This window comes from Micromonospora sp. CA-111912, assembly GCF_050948415.1.
Taxonomy (GTDB): Bacteria; Actinomycetota; Actinomycetes; order Mycobacteriales; family Micromonosporaceae; genus Micromonospora.
The window spans coordinates 6,285,872-6,302,281 of the sequence record NZ_CP192007.1 but is presented as its reverse complement, the minus strand read 5'-3'; the positions used below and the strand labels follow the sequence as shown (position 1 = coordinate 6,302,281).

At 71.4% G+C, this 16,410-nt stretch carries 14 protein-coding genes; 9 read left to right on the top strand and 5 right to left on the bottom strand.

Annotated elements, in window-relative coordinates:
- Positions 1 to 51: 51 nt before the first annotated feature.
- The 4 genes from ACQPZO_RS26515 to ACQPZO_RS26500 all read left to right on the top strand — a co-directional run bounded on the left by ACQPZO_RS26515 (position 52) and on the right by ACQPZO_RS26500 (position 4,098).
- Positions 52 to 978, top strand: a complete 927-nt coding sequence (locus tag ACQPZO_RS26515) for an ABC transporter permease (RefSeq protein WP_433344649.1) — start codon at positions 52 to 54, stop codon at positions 976 to 978.
- 75 nt (positions 979 to 1,053) lie between these two features.
- Positions 1,054 to 2,037, top strand: coding sequence for an ABC transporter permease (locus ACQPZO_RS26510; RefSeq protein ID WP_433344648.1), 984 nt, complete (start codon positions 1,054 to 1,056; stop codon positions 2,035 to 2,037).
- A 26-nt stretch (positions 2,038 to 2,063) separates the two neighbouring features.
- Positions 2,064 to 3,092 (top strand): ABC transporter ATP-binding protein, encoded by a 1,029-nt coding sequence (locus tag ACQPZO_RS26505; protein ID WP_433351274.1) that lies wholly within the window; start codon positions 2,064 to 2,066, stop codon positions 3,090 to 3,092.
- A complete protein-coding gene (locus ACQPZO_RS26500; RefSeq protein ID WP_433344647.1) occupies positions 3,085 to 4,098 on the top strand; it encodes an ABC transporter ATP-binding protein in 1,014 nt (337 codons plus the stop codon). Before ACQPZO_RS26505 ends, ACQPZO_RS26500 begins: the two co-directional genes overlap by 8 nt.
- Positions 4,099 to 4,220: 122 nt before the next feature.
- On the opposite strand, the gene ACQPZO_RS26495 is transcribed toward ACQPZO_RS26500, so the two are convergent.
- On the bottom strand, positions 4,221 to 4,613 hold the full coding sequence (locus tag ACQPZO_RS26495; RefSeq protein WP_433344646.1) for a chorismate mutase: 393 nt from the start codon (positions 4,611 to 4,613) through the stop codon (positions 4,221 to 4,223).
- Between the two features lie 290 nt (positions 4,614 to 4,903).
- The gene (locus tag ACQPZO_RS26490) at positions 4,904 to 6,754 is read right to left on the bottom strand and encodes a bifunctional metallophosphatase/5'-nucleotidase (RefSeq protein WP_433344645.1); all 1,851 of its coding nucleotides are present in this window, start codon (positions 6,752 to 6,754) and stop codon (positions 4,904 to 4,906) included.
- 194 nt (positions 6,755 to 6,948) lie between these two features.
- Here ACQPZO_RS26490 and pcrA point away from each other — a divergent pair, with 194 nt between their 5' ends.
- Positions 6,949 to 9,345 carry a DNA helicase PcrA gene (gene pcrA, locus ACQPZO_RS26485; RefSeq protein WP_433344644.1) on the top strand — a complete coding sequence of 799 codons (2,397 nt, stop codon included), beginning with the start codon at positions 6,949 to 6,951 and terminating at the stop codon, positions 9,343 to 9,345.
- A gap of 105 nt (positions 9,346 to 9,450) precedes the next feature.
- Here the strand turns inward: pcrA and ACQPZO_RS26480 are convergent, their stop codons facing one another.
- Complete coding sequence (locus tag ACQPZO_RS26480) at positions 9,451 to 10,242, bottom strand: M23 family metallopeptidase (protein WP_433344643.1); 792 nt, start codon at positions 10,240 to 10,242, stop codon at positions 9,451 to 9,453.
- Between the two features lie 273 nt (positions 10,243 to 10,515).
- Entirely contained in the window at positions 10,516 to 11,229 is a 714-nt protein-coding gene (locus tag ACQPZO_RS26475) for a M23 family metallopeptidase (RefSeq protein ID WP_433344642.1), read from the bottom strand.
- A gap of 389 nt (positions 11,230 to 11,618) precedes the next feature.
- On the opposite strand from ACQPZO_RS26475, the gene ACQPZO_RS26470 reads away from it, so the two are divergent.
- From ACQPZO_RS26470 to sucD, 3 genes are all read left to right on the top strand, one after another.
- Entirely contained in the window at positions 11,619 to 12,023 is a 405-nt protein-coding gene (locus ACQPZO_RS26470; RefSeq protein WP_433344641.1) for a cobalamin B12-binding domain-containing protein, read from the top strand.
- Positions 12,024 to 12,514: 491 nt separating this feature from the next.
- Positions 12,515 to 13,693 carry an ADP-forming succinate--CoA ligase subunit beta gene (sucC, locus tag ACQPZO_RS26465; protein WP_433344640.1) on the top strand — a complete coding sequence of 393 codons (1,179 nt, stop codon included), beginning with the start codon at positions 12,515 to 12,517 and terminating at the stop codon, positions 13,691 to 13,693.
- Positions 13,694 to 13,695: 2 nt separating this feature from the next.
- The gene (sucD, locus tag ACQPZO_RS26460; protein ID WP_433344639.1) at positions 13,696 to 14,583 is read left to right on the top strand and encodes a succinate--CoA ligase subunit alpha; all 888 of its coding nucleotides are present in this window, start codon (positions 13,696 to 13,698) and stop codon (positions 14,581 to 14,583) included.
- A 57-nt stretch (positions 14,584 to 14,640) separates the two neighbouring features.
- On the opposite strand, the gene ACQPZO_RS26455 is transcribed toward sucD, so the two are convergent.
- The gene (locus ACQPZO_RS26455; protein ID WP_433344638.1) at positions 14,641 to 14,901 is read right to left on the bottom strand and encodes a DUF4190 domain-containing protein; all 261 of its coding nucleotides are present in this window, start codon (positions 14,899 to 14,901) and stop codon (positions 14,641 to 14,643) included.
- 204 nt (positions 14,902 to 15,105) lie between these two features.
- Here ACQPZO_RS26455 and ACQPZO_RS26450 point away from each other — a divergent pair, with 204 nt between their 5' ends.
- Entirely contained in the window at positions 15,106 to 16,398 is a 1,293-nt protein-coding gene (locus tag ACQPZO_RS26450; protein WP_433344637.1) for a cell division protein PerM, read from the top strand.
- The last annotated feature ends 12 nt before the right edge of the window (positions 16,399 to 16,410 follow it).

Genomic DNA, 16,410 nt, shown 5'->3' with positions numbered 1-16,410 from the left:
ATCCGTGTCGGCCCCCTCGCCCGACGCGCCCCCTGTCAGGAGGACCACCCCATGGGCCGTTATTTGTTGAGACGGCTACTGCAACTCGTCCCGGTCTTCATCGGTACGACTTTCCTGATCTACTGGCTCGTCTGGTCCGTGCCGGGCGACCCGTTCGCCGGCAAGTGCGGCGACCGCCGGTGTCCGGATACGTACATCAACTTCATGACCGAGAAGTACCAGCTCGACGAGTCGATCTGGGTGCAGTACGCCACCTACATGAAGAACCTGTTCCAGGGGGACTTCGGCGTCACATACAACAACATCGCTGTCGGCGACATCATCGCCGCCGCCTACCCGAACACGCTGAAGCTCGCGGTGGTGGCCCTGACGATCGAGGCGGTCATCGGCCTGTCCGCCGGTGTCCTGACCGGCCTGCGGCGCAACGGCTTCCTCGACAATCTGGTCCTCGTCTCCACCCTGTTCCTGATCGCGCTGCCGGTGTTCGTCGTCGGCTTCATCCTGCAGTGGCTGCTCGGCGTGAAGTGGGGCATCGTCAACCCGACCGTCTCCAGCGAGATGCGGCTGTCGGAGCTGATCATGCCGGGCTTCGTCCTGGGCAGCGCGTCCATGGCGTACGTCGCCCGGGTAGCGCGGACGAGCATCGCGGAGAACCGCCGGGCCGACTACGTCCGGACCGCGATCGCCAAGGGCCTGCCGATGCGCCGCGTCGTCGGCGTGCACCTGTTGCGCAACTCGCTGATCCCGGTGGTCACCCTGCTCGGCACCGACCTCGGCGCGCTGATGGGCGGTGCCATCGTCACCGAGGGCATCTTCAGCATCAACGGCATCGGCCGCTCCGTCCTCCGGGCGATCGTCACCAAGGAGAGCGCTACCGTTGTCTCCATCGTGGTGGTCCTCGTGCTCGTCTACCTCCTGATGAACCTAGTGGTGGACCTGCTCTACGCCGCCCTGGACCCGAGGATCCGCTATGAGTGAGCAGCGCGGCGAACGAATTCTGAACGCAGCGTGCCGTGACCACCGTCCCGGCATCCAGCGGAGCGAGGTGGCGGCATGAGTGACCCCAGTACCGCATCGATCGTCTCGACCCCGTCGGCGACCACGGCCACCGAGGCCGAGGCCGGCGCCCCCGTCGGCGCCAACCCGCCGGAGAACGTTCGCAGGGAGAAGCCCCGCGGCCTGCTCGGCGACGCCTGGCGCGACCTGCGCCGCAAGCCGCTGTTCTGGATCTCGGCGACGTTCATCATGATCTTCATCCTGATGGCGGCCTTCCCGTCGCTGTTCACCAACGGCGACGCGGTCAACGGCGCGCTGGCGAACAGCCGGGTCGAGCCGTCGGGCGACGCCTGGTTCGGGTACGACGTGCAGGGCCGGGACGTCTTCGCCCGGGTCATCTACGGCGCCCGCGCCTCGATCATCGTGGCCCTGGTCTCCACCATCGGCACGCTGCTGATCGGCGGCACGATCGGCATGATCGCGGGCTACCGCGGCGGCTGGGTGGACTCCCTGCTCTCCCGCTTCGGCGACATCTTCTTCGGCCTGCCTTTCGTGCTCGGCGCGATCGTCATCCTGACCACCTTCAACGGGGCGGGGTCGAGCAACAACGAGTGGTACATCATGGGTCTGGTCATCATGTCCCTGGTCGTGCTGAGCTGGCCGGTCGTGATGCGCCTGATGCGCTCCTCGGTGCTGGCCACCAGGGAGGCCGACTACATCGTGGCGGCCCGGGCGCTGGGAGCCGGCACCGGCCGGATCATCATCAAGCACCTGCTGCCGAACTGCCTGGCCCCGCTGCTGGTCTACGGCACCATCCTGGTCGGGTCGTTCATCGGCGCGGAGGCGACGCTGTCCTTCCTGGGCATCGGCCTGAAGAGCCCGGTGGTCTCGTGGGGCATCATGATCAGCGAGGCGCAGAACTACATCCGGGTCTCGCCCTTCCTGCTCTTCTTCCCCTCCGCGTTCCTCGTCACCGCCGTCCTCAGCTTCGTGATGCTCGGTGAGACGGTCCGCGAGGCCCTCGATCCGAAACTGCGCTAGGGGAGATTGAGTTGTCCGACATTCTCGTGACCGAGCAGTTCCAGCCGGGCGCCGACGGATCCGGCCGCCCCTCAGGCCGCCTCCTTGAGGTCGAGGACCTGCGGGTGGAGTTCCGCACCCGGGACGGCGTCGCCAAGGTCATCAACGGGGTCACCTACCACGTCGACGCGGGGGAGACCCTCGCCGTGCTCGGCGAGTCCGGCTCCGGCAAGAGCGTCACCGCTCAGGCCGTCATGGGCATCCTCGACACGCCGCCCGGGTTCGTCACCGGGGGCCAGGTCCGCTTCCACGGCAAGGACATGCTCGCCATGTCCCCCGAGCAGCGCCGCCGCATCCGCGGCGAGGGCATCGCGATGATCTTCCAGGACGCGCTCTCCGCGCTGAACCCGGTCTTCACCATCGGGTTCCAGATCGCCGAGCAGTTCCGGGTCCGGCGTGGCCTCGGCCGCGCCGAGGCCAAGAAGCGTGCCATCGAGATGCTCGACCAGGTCAAGATCCCGAACGCCAAGGGCCGGTTCAGCAACTATCCGCACCAGTTCTCCGGCGGCATGCGGCAGCGCGCGATGATCGCGATGTCGCTGGCGCTCGACCCGGAGGTGCTGATCGCGGACGAGCCGACCACCGCGCTCGACGTGACCGTGCAGGCCCAGATCATGGACCTGCTCGCCGAGCTTCAGCGCGAGCGGCAGATGGGCCTGATCCTGATCACCCACGACCTCGGCGTGGTCGCCGACGTCGCGGACCGGATCGCCGTCATGTACGCCGGGCGGATCGTCGAGGAAGCCGACGTCTTCGAGCTGTACGGCAAGCCGGCGCACCCGTACACCATCGGCCTGATCGACTCGATCCCGCGGATGGACGAGCGGGGGCAGCAGCTCCGCACCATCAAGGGCCTGCCGCCGAACCTGATGAACATCCCGCCGGGCTGCCCGTTCAACCCGCGCTGCCCCATGGCGCAGCCGGTCTGCCGGGAGAAGGTGCCGCCGCTGCTGCAGATCGGCAGCAACCGGGCCAGCGCCTGCCACTTCGCCGAGGAGCTGGTTAACCGTGACTGAGAACATCCTCGAGGTCCGTGACCTGGTCAAGCACTACCCCGTCACCCAGGGCATCGTCTTCAAGAAGACCATCGGTCAGGTCAAGGCCGTCGACGGGGTCTCGTTCGAGCTGAAGTCCGGCGAGACGCTCGGCCTGGTCGGCGAGTCCGGCTGCGGCAAGTCGACGCTGGCCCGGGTCCTGATGAACCTGGAGCGGCCGACCGCCGGCAGCGTGCTCTACAAGGGGCAGGACATCTCCAAGCTGTCCGGTGGCGCGCTGCGCCGGCTTCGCCGGCAGATCCAGCTGGTCATGCAGGACCCGTACACCTCGCTGAACCCGCGGATGACGGTCGGCGACCTGATCGGTGAGCCGTTCGAGATCCACCCCGAGGTGGCCCCGAAGGGCAGCCGGCGGCAGAAGGTCAAGGAACTTCTCGACCTGGTCGGGTTGAACCCGGAGCACATCCACCGGTACCCCCACCAGTTCTCCGGCGGCCAGCGTCAGCGCATCGGCATCGCCCGGGCGCTCGCCCTGCGCCCGGAGATCATCGTCTGCGACGAGCCGGTGTCGGCCCTGGACGTCTCCATCCAGGCGCAGGTGATGAACCTGCTGGAGAAGCTCCAGAACGAGTTCGGCCTGTCGTACGTCTTCATCGCCCACGACCTGTCAGTGGTCCGGCACCTGTCGGACCGGGTCGCCGTGATGTACCTCGGCAAGATCGTCGAGGTCGGCACCGAGGACGAGATCTACGAGCGGCCGACCCACCCGTACACCCAGGCGCTGCTGTCGGCGGTGCCGGTGCCGGACCCGACCCTGCGCGACCAGAAGGCGATCATCCGGCTCACCGGTGACGTCCCCTCGCCGGTCAGCCCGCCCTCGGGCTGCCGGTTCCGCACCCGGTGCTGGAAGGCGCAGGACGTCTGCGCCGAGCAGGTCCCGCTGCTGGAGATCCGTTCCGGCTCGGACCACGCGAGCGCCTGCCACTTCGCGGAGAAGCGCGAGATCCTCGCCAGCCACGAGGCCTGAGCCTCCCGGGCTGACCGCCTCCGCCCCGACCGCCTGCCGGCGTCCGAGTGACACCGGCAGGCGGTCTTTCGTCCCGCCCATTCAGGCGGTGGTCGCGGGCGGGCGCCTCGGGGGTACGGCCGCTACAGCGGGCCGCGGCCGGCGCGGAGCAGCAGCAGGGCGAGCTGGGTGCCGTCGGCACCGAGGGTTTGGCGGAACCGCTCAAGGATCTCCCGTTCCCGGCTGAGCACGAGCCGGGTGCCGCCGGAGGCCATCCGGGTCGCCCCGACCTCCTGGGACAGGGCGGCCCGCTCCTGCCACAGCTCGATCAGGGTGCGGTCGATCTCGTCGATCCGCTCCCGGATGGCGACGATCCGCGCCGCGGCCACCGAGTCGTCGGTCCCGGTCCGGGGTGTCGCGCCGGCCGCCGACGCGGGCTCCGCCCTGCCATCGCCGGCCGACCCGCCGGCCTCGTGTTCGTCGTCCGGCCGGGACTGTGCCACGCTGCCGCTCTGCTCCACCACGTCTGCCATCATCGCCGTACCCCTCGGACGTCGGGCCCGGTGCCCGGATCCCGGGACGGAAAAGCCCCGGGCTCTCCAGAGCCCGGGGCTTTTCGTAGGTCTGATCTGATCAGGCGCGACCCACGGCTGCCGGACTCCCGGTGCCGTAGTAAAAGTAGAAGCGCTGACCGAACACGTCGTCGAGTATGCCCACCCGCCGACCCGATCCGCAAGGATTCGCGCCGGGTCCACGGGGATCCGCGGTGCGGGGACCCCTTCTCCATGCCTGCGTCAGGCGGGGAGAAGGGGTCCCTGCGCGTACCTCAGCCGAGGCGGGTGATCCGATCGGCGGGGCCAGGCGCCACGGGGGCGCCCGCGCCCACGTACGACACCAGGGCGTCGACGTCGAAGCCTGGGGCGGTGGTACGGCCGGCGCCGCCCGCCAGCTCGGTGAAGCCGTCGCCGCCGTTGGCCAGGAAGTCGTTCGTGGTGACCCGGTAGCTGGCCGCCGGGTCGACCGGGGTCCCGTTCAGCGCCAGGGCGCTCACCCGGGAGCCCGCCGGGGCGGTGCTGTCGTACGAGTAGGTCAGCCCGGCCGAGACCTGGAGGATCCGCTGGGCGGTCTGCCCGTTGAAGCCCGGGAACTGCTGTTCCAGCACGTTCTTGAGCTGGGCCCCGGTGAACGTCTGGGTGACCACCAGGTTGTTGAACGGCTGCACGCTGAACGCCTCGCCGTAGGTCACCTCACCCGGTGCCTCGCCGCCGGCCGACGCCCCGTACGACAGGGAGGCCCGAACGCCGCCCGGGTTCATCAGGGCGATCTGCGCCCCGTCGCCGGCCGTGTACGCGAGCTGCGCGTCGGCGATCACGTCGCCGAGCGGGCTCTCGCCGTTGGGCCGGACGTCCCGGACGATGTCCGAGCTGATCCTCCCGACCACCCGGTTGGCGATCGGGGCGACCGCCGTGCGGTACTTGTCGGACAGCGCCTTCGCGCGCGCGTCGACCAGCGCGGGGTTGCGGGCGAACACGCCGGGGGCGCTCTGCTGCCAGGTGCCGTCGGCGTTGCGGACGCCGTTCTCGACGACCACGTTGCGGGCGGAGATCCCGGTGAACCGGCCGGAGCGGCGGTCCAGCGAGTAGTCCACGTCGGTGATCAACTGGCCGTTGGTGCCGGCGCTGGTGACCACGCTCTGCTGGCCGGCCGAGTTCGGCAGCGAGCAGGAGTAGAAGCGGTGGGTGTGGCCGGAGACGACCAGGCCGAACTCCGGCCGCAGGCCGCGCACGATGTCCACGATCGGGCCGGAGAAGTTGGCGCAGTCGGAGACGCCCGGGGTGCTCGGCGGCGGGGACTGCGCGCCGCCCTCGTGCACCAGCAGCACCATCGCCTTGACGCCGAAGAGCTTGAGCAGCCCGCCCCACTTGTTGGCGGTCTCCACCTCGTCCTTGAACGTGACCGAGGTGATGCCGGCGGGGTTGACGATGCCCGGGGTGCCCTCCAGGGTGACCCCGACGAAGCCGACCGGCACGCCGTTGACGAACTTGATGTCGACCGGGGGCAGGATCGGCAGGCCGGTCTTCTTGCTGACCGTGTTGGCCGCGAGGTAGGTGAACTTCGCGCCGGCGAAGCCGTCGCCGTCCTGGCAGCCGTCGACCGGGTGGCAGCCGCCCTTGTTGAGCCGGATCAGCTCGTTGACACCCTCGTCGAACTCGTGGTTGCCGACCGAGCTGACCTGGAGGCCGATCTCGTCCATCAGCTCGATCGTCGGCTCGTCGTGGAACGCGGCGCTGACCAGCGGCGAGGCGCCGACCAGGTCGCCGGCGCCGACGGTGGTGCTGGTCCGCCCCTCGGCCTTCGCCTCGGCGCGGAGCTTCTTCAGCCAGGTGGCGAGGAACTCCACGCCGCCGGCCGGGGTGCCGTTGACGGTGGCGCCGCTGCCCGCGGGCGGGTCGATGGCGCCGTGGAAGTCGTTGTAGCTGAGGAAGTTGCCCTTGACCTCGCCGCCGAGCGGCTTGGCGTAGGAGACCGAGACCGGGGCGAGAGCCGCCCAGGGGTCGGCGGCCGGGGCCGGCGCGGGCCGCGTGGCGGCCGGCAGGGTGGCGACGACGGCCAGTGCGAGGGCCGGCGCGGCGAGGTTACGCAGCACCGCCCGACCGCGCGAGCGCGGTTGACTCATGGTTTTTCTCCCAAATCGTGTACGGGGGAGGGATCCGGGGTTTCCCGGTCATCGTCGTGGATCGGGGACGGAGGCGCCAGAGCCGGTCGGGTGACGGGTTGGTCTCTTCGGGCTCCGCGCCGGGCCGCGGGGACGGCGGCGGACGGGGCGGTGAGTCGGGAAGTGTCCGGCGGGCGGCATAGACTCGCCCTGCGATGCAGCCTCTCTTCGACATCCCCGCGTCCCCGCCCGAGCCCGAGCCCGAGCCCGCGCCGGCCCCGCCGCGCCGCGCCGGCCCGGCGGTCCGGCTCGACCCACAGCAGTTGGTGGAGGGCCTGAACGGGCCTCAGCGTGACGCCGTCACCCACGCCGGCTCGCCGTTGCTGATCGTGGCCGGCGCCGGCTCGGGCAAGACCCGGGTGCTCACCCACCGGATCGCGTACCTGCTCGCCGCCCGGGACGTGCACCCCGGCGAGATCATCGCGATCACCTTCACCAACAAGGCCGCCGGTGAGATGAAGGAACGGGTGACCCACCTGGTCGGCCCGCGCGCCCGGCTGATGTGGGTGTCGACGTTCCACTCGGCCTGCGTGCGGATCCTGCGGGCCGAGCACGAGCACGCCGGCCTGAAGTCGACCTTCTCGATCTACGACGCCGACGACTCCCGCCGGCTGATGCAGATGGTCGCCCGCGAGCTGGACCTCGACCCGAAGCGCTACCCGGCGCGCGGGCTGGCCGCCCAGGTCTCCAACCTGAAGAACGAGCTGGTCGACCCGGAGGAGTTCGCCGGGCGGGCCAAGGGCCCCAACGAGCGGGCGCTCGCCGAGGCGTACACGCTCTACCAGCGGCGGCTGCGCGAGGCGCACGCGCTGGACTTCGACGACCTGATCATGACCACGGTGCACCTGTTCCAGTCGCACCCGCACGTCGCGGAGAGCTACCGCCGCCGGTTCCGGCACGTCCTGGTCGACGAGTACCAGGACACCAACCACGCCCAGTACACCCTGATCAAGGAGCTGGTCTCCGGCACCGAGGGGATCGAGCCGGCCGAGTTGTGCGTGGTCGGCGACGCCGATCAGTCGATCTACGCGTTCCGGGGCGCGACGATCCGCAACATCCTGGAGTTCGAGCGGGACTTCACCGACGCCCGGACGATCCTGCTGGAGCAGAACTACCGCTCCACCCAGACCATCCTGAACGCCGCCAACGCGGTGATCGACCGGAACACCTCCCGCAAGCCCAAGCGGCTGTGGAGCGACGCGGGGGCGGGCGAGCAGATCGTCGGGTACGTCGCCGACACCGAGCACGCCGAGGCGGACTGGGTGAGCCGGGAGGTCGACCGCCTGGTCGACGACGGGGCCGCCCGCCCCGGCGACGTGGCGGTCTTCTACCGCACCAACGCCCAGTCCCGGGTCTTCGAGGAGGTGTTCATCCGGATCGGCCTGCCCTACAAGGTGGTCGGCGGGGTGCGCTTCTACGAACGCAAGGAGGTCCGCGACGCGCTGGCCTACCTGCGCGCGGTGGTCAACGACGACGACACGGTCAGCCTGCGCCGCGTCCTGAACACCCCCCGCCGGGGCATCGGCGACCGCGCGGAGGCGTGCGTCGAGGCGCTCTCCGGCCGGGACCGGGTCTCCTTCGGCGCGGCGCTGCGCCGGGCCAAGGACGCCCCGGGCATCTCCACCCGGGCCGCCAACGGCATCGGCGACTTCATCGCGCTGCTCGACGGGGCGCGCAAGCTGGCCGAGACCGGCACCCCGGAGGAGGTGCTGGAGGCGCTACTCACCCGCTCGGGCTACCTCACCGAGCTGGAGGAGAGCCTCGACCCGCAGGACGCCGGCCGGGTGGACAACCTCCAGGAACTGGTCAGCGTCGCCCGGGAGTACACCGAGCGGATCGAGGCGCTGGGCGCCGAGGGCGAGCGGGCCACCGTGGCCGGTTTCCTGGAGCAGGTCGCGCTGGTCGCGGACGCGGACCAGATCCCCTCCGACGACCCGGACCACCAGGGCGTCGTCACCCTGATGACCCTGCACACCGCCAAGGGACTGGAGTTCCCGGTGGTGTTCCTCACCGGGCTGGAGGACGGCGTCTTCCCGCACCTGCGCTCACTGGGCGACACCCGGGAGCTGGAGGAGGAGCGTCGGCTGGCGTACGTGGGCATCACCCGGGCCCGCCAGCGGCTCTACCTGTCCCGCTCGGTGACCCGCTCGGCGTGGGGGCAGCCGGCCTACAACCCGCCGTCGCGGTTCCTGGAGGAGTTGCCGCCGGAGCTGGTCCGTTGGGAGCGCACCGAGGGGACGTACACCTCGTGGGCCGGGGGTGGCGGCGGCGTCGGGGGTCGCGCGGACCGCCCCGGCGGCTTCGCCGGGGGGACGCCCAAGGCGGCCCAGCTGGCCAAGCGGCTCGGCGTGGACGGCAGCCGGCTGACCACGGCCAGCGAGTTGCCCCAGGGGCCCAAGGTGGCGGCCGGGGACCGGGTCAACCACCAGCGGTACGGCCTGGGCCGGGTGCTCGCCGTCGAGGGGCACGGCCCCGGGGCGCGGGCGCAGATCGACTTCGGCGACCAGACGATGTGGCTGGTGCTGCGGCACGCCCCGGTCGACAAGCTCTGACCCGCAGGCCCGCCCGGCCGGCGTGCTGCCGGGCCGGCCGGCGGGCGGGTTGCGCTGCCGGGCCGGCCCGGGCCGGGTGCCCGGGCGCACCCGGGCGGCGGGCTGTCAGCAGGCCACGTCGATGCCCCGGGCGCGCAGGAACGGCGCGGGGTCGATCTGGTTCCACATCGCGCCCTGGTGCACCTCGAAGTGCAGGTGCGGGCCGGTGGAGTCGCCGGTGGAGCCCTCGTAGCCGATGACCTGCCCCGCCTTGACCTTCGCGCCGACGCCGACGGCGGTGCGGCTCTGGTGGGCGTAGTGGGTCAGGTAGCCGTTGCCGTGGTCGACGAAGACGGAGATGCCGTACCCGTCGCCGACGTCACCGGCCTTGACCACGGTGCCCGCGGCGGCGGCGTGGATCGGGGTGCCCGAGGGTAGGGCGAAGTCGATGCCGGCGTGCAGGGTGCCCCACCGTTGGCCGTAGCAGGAGGTGATCTGGGCTCCCGCCATCGGGATGACCCAGGCCGGCGCGGGCTTGCTGGTCTTCTTCGGTGTGGGCTTCGGCTTGGGCTTCGTGGTGACCTGCTTCGTCGGGCTGGCGCTGGCGCTGGCGCTGGCGCTCGACGGGCTCGGCGACGGGGTGGTGGGGCTGGCGGACGGGGTGACCGGGGCGACCGACTCGCGGACGGCCCGGTCGGCGCGCTCGGCGGCCTCGGCGCGGGCCTGTGCGTCGATCGCCACGGCGGCCGGGGTCGGCTCGTCCCCGCCGCCCGTGGTGGCGACGGCGACGCCGGCGAGGCCGAGCCCGACCAGGGCCGCCGTGGCGATCACCAGGGCCCGTCCGCCGCGTCGGGGGCGCAGTCGGCGGCGGATCGGCGCGTCGGGGGTGTTCTCGTTGCGGATGTTCTCTTCCTGCACGGCGGGGACCTTCACGTCTTCGAGGGGCAGGGACCTCGAAATCTTGGTGTTTCCGCTGGTGGCCGGCGGGTAGGGGGCGGGGTTCGGGCGGCTCGCCCGCACGACTCCCGCCCGTTCCGTCCCGTACCGGCAGGCTTAATCCCGATAAGTGATCATGGCCAACGTATCGCCGGTCACATCTACCGGTGTGGCGTAGCAGACATTTGGCCCGCCGGACGACGAAAAAACCGCCCGGATCGACTGATCCGGGCGGTCAACGGGCGATGCTCAGGGTCAGGGCGTGGTTACGTCGCTGTAGAGCGCCTGGATTTGCATCTTGATGTCCACTTCGCGGCTCTGTAGCCACGGCACCGGGTCCCGCGGCTCCCCGTTGACATGGATCTCCAGGTGCAGGTGCGCGCCGTAGGAGTGGCCGGTGTTGCCGACCAGGCCGAGCTGCTCCCCGGCCTTGACCTGCTGGCCCTCCTTGACGGTCACCGTTGAGGAGTGGCCGTAGATGGCCTCGCTGCCGTCGGTGTGCTTGACGATGACCGCGTAGCCGTAGCCGCCGAACCAGCCGGCCTTGGTGACGGTGCCGCCGTGGATGGCGACGTAGGGGGTGCCCTCCGGGGCCACCAGGTCGACGCCGGTGTGCAACTTGCCCCAGCGCATGCCGTAGGGCGTGTTGAAGTCGTAGTCCTGCAGGGGCAGGAGCCAGACGTCCTGCTCGGTGGAGACCTTCGTCTCCGTACGGCTGTCCCGGGAGGCCGGTTCGGCGGAGTCGGCGCGGGCCGCGACGTCCTGGCTGGTGATGGACGCCTGCTTGAGCTCGTCGAGGACCGACGGGCTGACGCTCTTGGCGTCCGGCAGCGCGGCCGCGCCGAGCGCGACCATGCCCGCACCGACGAACGCGGTGGTGACGACGGCTGCGTAGCGGCTACGCGGGGGGGTGGGTACGCGGCGGCGTCCGCGATATCGATCGGGCTCAGACGACAGGCGCTGGCGCACGCACACCCTCCGTTGTCGGGGTTCCGAAGCGATCGGCCGGCGCCCCGTGAAGCGGTGGTGAACGTCGGCTGGCCGCGTCGTCACCCGTCGGTGGACCTGATGACAACCGTGGTCACGTTAGCCAACCACCACGCCGGTCACAAGCCAGACGGGGTAATTGGCGTGTCGATCCGTCCGTTTGTGTCCACTATTGTCATGTCTCGTCACGGTCGGCGTATGCCCTCGTAGCTGCCCGTTCGTCGCTCAGGGTGACGTCGCCCACCGAATGTCCGAACATGGCCCGCACCCCTACGCTTCTCCTGGTTCGGACGCCCGGATTCCCCGGTCTCGGCCCGTCGGGTTACCGTTCGTTCAGGTGACAGTCGTAGCGCCTCGAAAGGTGTCCGCTGATGAGCTCTCGTATCCGGGTCGTCGTCGCGAAGCCGGGCCTCGACGGCCACGACCGCGGGGCCAAGGTGGTCGCCCGTGCCCTGCGGGACGCCGGCATGGAGGTCATCTACACCGGCCTGCACCAGACCCCGGAGCAGATCGTGGAGACCGCCATCCAGGAGGACGCCGACGCCGTCGGGCTCTCCGTGCTGTCCGGGGCACACATGACGCTGTTCCGGCGGGTCATCGAGCTGCTCGGTGAGCGGGACGCGCGCGACATCGTCGTCTTCGGCGGCGGCATCATCCCGAACGCCGACCTCCCCGAGTTGGAGCGGCTCGGCGTAGCGAAGGTCTTCACCCCGGGCGCGACCACCCGGTCGATCGTGGAGTGGGTCCGGGCCAACGTCGCCCAGCCGGTCGCCTGACCCGGCGGTCGCCACCCTCCCCCAGACACGGGGGAGGGGCCGGACGCACCCCTCACACGTCCGGCCCCTCTATGCACGATGCCCCGCCGCCACCCCTCGACCGACAGGGCATCGGCCGTCTCCCGCCGTCGCGCTGACCAGCAGCGCTCCGACATCTGACTCAACGAGGCCCTGGCCAGGGGGTTACGCGGCCCGCCGAACATCGTCGACAGGAATCCCACGGCCGGCCCCCACCCGCCCGTCGGCCCCGCCGGCCATTGAACGAAACCACCCGGCCGACCGCGCGGGGCTGCCCGGATCTGGGGCGCACGGGGGAACGCTGGGCTGGTTGTGGATTAGGGCACACCGTGCACCCGCTCGGTTGCCGGCCGTGCCGACCTCGCTAGGCTGCGCCCAAAGGCCTGTTTCAACTGATGACAGGCATCAAACTGTTTTCACACGCTGGTGGCGGCGCGACGGCGCGCCGCGGAGACGGGACGGGACGCGCAATCGTGGACCTGTACGAGTACCAGGGGCGGGACCTGTTCGAGCGGCACGGCTTGCCCGTGCTCGCTGGCGGCGTCGCCAACACCCCGGAGGAGGCCCGCGCGATCGCCGAACGCCTCGGCGGTCGCGTGGTCGTCAAGGCACAGGTGAAGGTCGGCGGCCGAGGAAAGGCCGGCGGCGTCAAGCTGGCCGAGGGCGCGGATGAGACGGTGGCCCGCGCCACCGACATCCTCGGCATGGACATCAAGGGTCACACGGTCCACAAGGTCATGATCACGGTGACCGCGGACGTGGCCGAGGAGTACTACTTCTCGTACCTGCTCGACCGGGCGAACCGCACCTTCCTCTGCATCGCCAGCGTCGCCGGCGGCATGGACATCGAGCAGGTCGCCACCGAGACCCCGGACAAGGTCGTCAAGGCCCCGATCGACGCCGTCAAGGGCGTCGACGAGGCGAAGGCGCGCGAGATCGTCACCGCCGCCAAGTTCCCCGCCGGGGTGGCCGACCAGGTCGTCGACGTCGCCGTCCGGCTGTGGCAGGCGTTCGTCGCCGAGGACGCCACGCTGGTCGAGGTGAACCCGCTGGCGACGACGAGCGACGGCAAGCTGCTGCTGCTCGACGCCAAGGTGACCCTGGACGAGAACGCCGCGTTCCGGCACCCCGACCACGAGGCCCTGATCGACCAGGCCGCGGTGGACCCGCTGGAGCAGGCCGCCAAGGAGAAGGACCTCAACTACGTCAAGCTCGACGGCGAGGTCGGAATCATCGGCAACGGCGCGGGCCTGGTCATGTCGACCCTCGACGTGGTCGCCTACGCGGGCGAGCGGCACGGCGGCGTCAAGCCGGCCAACTTCCTCGACATCGGCGGCGGCGCCAGCGCCGCGGTGATGGCGAACGGGCTGGAGATCGTCCTGTCCGACCCGTCGGTGCGCAGCGTGTTCGTCAACGTCTTCGGCGGCATCACCGCCTGCGACGAGGTCGCCAACGGCATCGTGCAGGCGCTCGCCCTGTTGGAGCAGCGCGGCGAGAAGGTCACCAAGCCGCTCGTGGTCCGCCTCGACGGCAACAACGCCGAGGCCGGTCGGGCGATCCTCGACGGCGCGAACAACCCGCTGGTACAGCGGGTCGACACCATGGATGGCGCGGCCGAGCGGGCCGCCGAGCTGGCAGCTGCGGGGGTCTGATCATGGCTATCTGGCTGACCAAGGACTCGAAGGTCATCGTGCAGGGGATGACCGGTTCCGAGGGTTCCAAGCACACCCGGCGGATGCTTGCCGCCGGCACCAACGTCGTCGGCGGCACCAACCCGCGCAAGGCGGGCCAGAGCGTGGACTTCGACGGCACCGCGCTGCCGGTCTTCGCGACCGTCGCCGAGGCCATGGCCCAGACCGGTGCCGACGTCACGGTGATCTTCGTCCCGCCGCAGTTCACCAAGGCCGCCGTGATCGAGGCGATCGACGCGGAGATCCCGCTGGCCGTGGTGATCACCGAGGGCGTCCCGGTGCACGACACCGCCGCGTTCTGGGCGTACAACGTGGCCAAGGGGGAGCGGACCCGGATCATCGGGCCGAACTGCCCGGGCATCGCCTCGCCGGGCGCCTCCAACGCCGGCATCATCCCGGCCGACATCACCGGCACCGGCCGGATCGGCCTGGTCAGCAAGAGCGGCACGCTGACCTACCAGATGATGTACGAGCTGCGCGACATCGGCTTCTCGACCTGCGTCGGCATCGGCGGCGACCCGATCATCGGGACCACCCACATCGACGCCCTGGCCGCGTTCGAGGCCGACCCGGAGACCGACGCGATCGTGATGATCGGCGAGATCGGCGGCGACGCCGAGGAGCGGGCCGCCGACTTCATCAAGGCGAACGTGACCAAGCCGGTGGTCGGCTACATCGCCGGCTTCACCGCCCCGCCCGGCAAGACCATGGGCCACGCCGGCGCGATCATCTCCGGCTCGGCGGGCACCGCCGAGGCGAAGAAGGAGGCGCTGGAGGCCGTCGGCGTGAAGGTCGGCAAGACCCCGACCGAGACCGCCAAGCTGATGCGGGAGATCATGTCCGAAGGCTGAGCCGCCTGAGCCGCCGAGGGGGTCGACCGGGCGGTCGGCCCCCTCGCGTCATGTAGATCAGTCGTTGTTCCAGAACGGGTAGTTGCCGCTCGCCCGCAGGATCAGACTGCCGATGATGTTGATCACGCCGAACGCGATGGCGAGGTAGCCCAGCACCGGCGACTGGCCGTACCGTTTGGCGTCCCGGACAGACAGGTACCCGAAGACGATGCCGAGGACGCCGCAGCAGATCAGGCCCAGGACGATGCCGAGCACGCCCCACAGCGTGGTGCGGTCCCGGCCGCCGGCCGGTGGCGGCGGTGGATACGGAGCGTTCACGACTACCTCCGAGCGGTCTGCGTCGGTCTGCTCCAGCCGGCCGACGCTGGCCGGCACCCGGAAGAGGCCGCGACAGGAAAAGTTCGTGTCCTGGGCCGAGGCTAGACCGGATCGCGGCCGACAAGTCGGTGGATCACGAACTTGCGGCCGATCGGGCGCGGTATCGGACTGCCCCCGGCGGCGCGGCGTGCCAGAGTAGACGCGATGTCCTCCGTCACCCCTGATCAGCCCCGCCGTCCGGCCACCGGGGTGGGCGCCGACGACCGGCTCGCCGGCCGCCCACCGGGTCCCCGGGTGCCCGCGCCCCGGGCCGGGGAGGCCCGCCGCAGCCGGGCCCCGCTCGCGGTCGCCGCCGGGGTCGCCGCCACCTGGGCCGCGCTCACGTCGTACCTACCGGTCGCGCTGGTGCTCGGGCTCGCCCAGCTCAGCGAGGACGCCGGCTCCGTCGCCGGGGCGCTGCGCGCCGGCCTGGGCGGCTGGCTGCTCGGCCACGGGGTCCCGCTGACCACCGACGCCGGCCCGGTCGGACTGGCCCCGGTGGCGCTCACGGTGCTGGCGGTCTGGCGGCTGTTCCGGGCCGGCGTGCACACCAGCCGGGCGATCGGGGCCCGGGGCGGGCGCTCGCCGCGCCAGGCGCTCACCGCCGCAGGCGCGGTCGGCGTCGGGTACGCGTTGCTCGGCACCCTCGCCGCGGTGCTGGCCGGCGTCGGCGGGCCGGCGGTGTCCCCGATCCGCGCCGGCGGGACCTTCGCGGTCTTCGGCGCGTTCGCGGCCCTGGCCGGGGCGGCCCGCACCACCGGCGTGGCCGGCCTGCTCGTCGAGCGGGCGCCCGCCCCGGTGCGGGACGGGGTGCGTACCGGCCTGGTCGCCGGGTTGCTGCTGCTCGGGGCGGGGGCGGGAGTAGCCGGGCTGGCGATCGCCACCGGCGGCGGGGACGCCGCCGACATGATCGGGGCGTACCGCACGGGGGTGGCCGGGCAGGCCGGGATCACCTTGGTCAGCCTCGCCTACGCACCGAACGCCACGGTCTGGTCCACCAGCTATCTGCTCGGCCCCGGGTTCGCCGTAGGTGCCGACACCGCCGTACGCACCAGCGAGGTCTCGCTCGGCGCGCTGCCGGCCGTACCGTTGCTGGCCGGCCTGCCCAGCGGGCCGGTGGACAACTTCGGGGCGGCCCTGCTCGCGATCCCGGTGCTGGCCGGCATGGCCGCCGGCTGCCTGCTCGCCCGGCGGCTGCTGCGGCGGGCCGCCGAGGATCGGACGGAGGTGGCCTGGCGGGCCCTGCTGGTCCCGGCGGCCCTCGCCGGCCCGGTCGCCGGGCTGCTGCTCGGGGTGCTCGCGGGGGCCTCCGGCGGGCCGCTCGGCGGGGGGCGGCTGGCCGAGATCGGCTCGGTCCCGTGGCAGGTGGCCGGGACGGCCACGGCGGTGATCGCGGCCGGCGCCCTGCTCGGCGCCGCCGCCACCCGCTCTTTGTCGAAGGGCCGGACGCCCTCCTGACGCCCGCGCCGA

Excerpts from the sequence above, each read along its gene's own strand:
- ACQPZO_RS26515 (WP_433344649.1), top strand. The coding sequence starts at position 52 with ATGGGCCGTTATTTGTTGAGACGGCTACTGCAACTCGTCCCGGTCTTC.
- ACQPZO_RS26510 (WP_433344648.1), top strand. The coding sequence starts at position 1,054 with ATGAGTGACCCCAGTACCGCATCGATCGTCTCGACCCCGTCGGCGACC.
- ACQPZO_RS26495 (WP_433344646.1), bottom strand. The coding sequence starts at position 4,613 with ATGATGGCAGACGTGGTGGAGCAGAGCGGCAGCGTGGCACAGTCCCGG.
- ACQPZO_RS26490 (WP_433344645.1), bottom strand. The coding sequence starts at position 6,754 with ATGAGTCAACCGCGCTCGCGCGGTCGGGCGGTGCTGCGTAACCTCGCC.
- pcrA (WP_433344644.1), top strand. The coding sequence starts at position 6,949 with ATGCAGCCTCTCTTCGACATCCCCGCGTCCCCGCCCGAGCCCGAGCCC.
- ACQPZO_RS26470 (WP_433344641.1), top strand. The coding sequence starts at position 11,619 with ATGAGCTCTCGTATCCGGGTCGTCGTCGCGAAGCCGGGCCTCGACGGC.
- sucD (WP_433344639.1), top strand. The coding sequence starts at position 13,696 with ATGGCTATCTGGCTGACCAAGGACTCGAAGGTCATCGTGCAGGGGATG.
- ACQPZO_RS26450 (WP_433344637.1), top strand. The coding sequence starts at position 15,106 with ATGTCCTCCGTCACCCCTGATCAGCCCCGCCGTCCGGCCACCGGGGTG.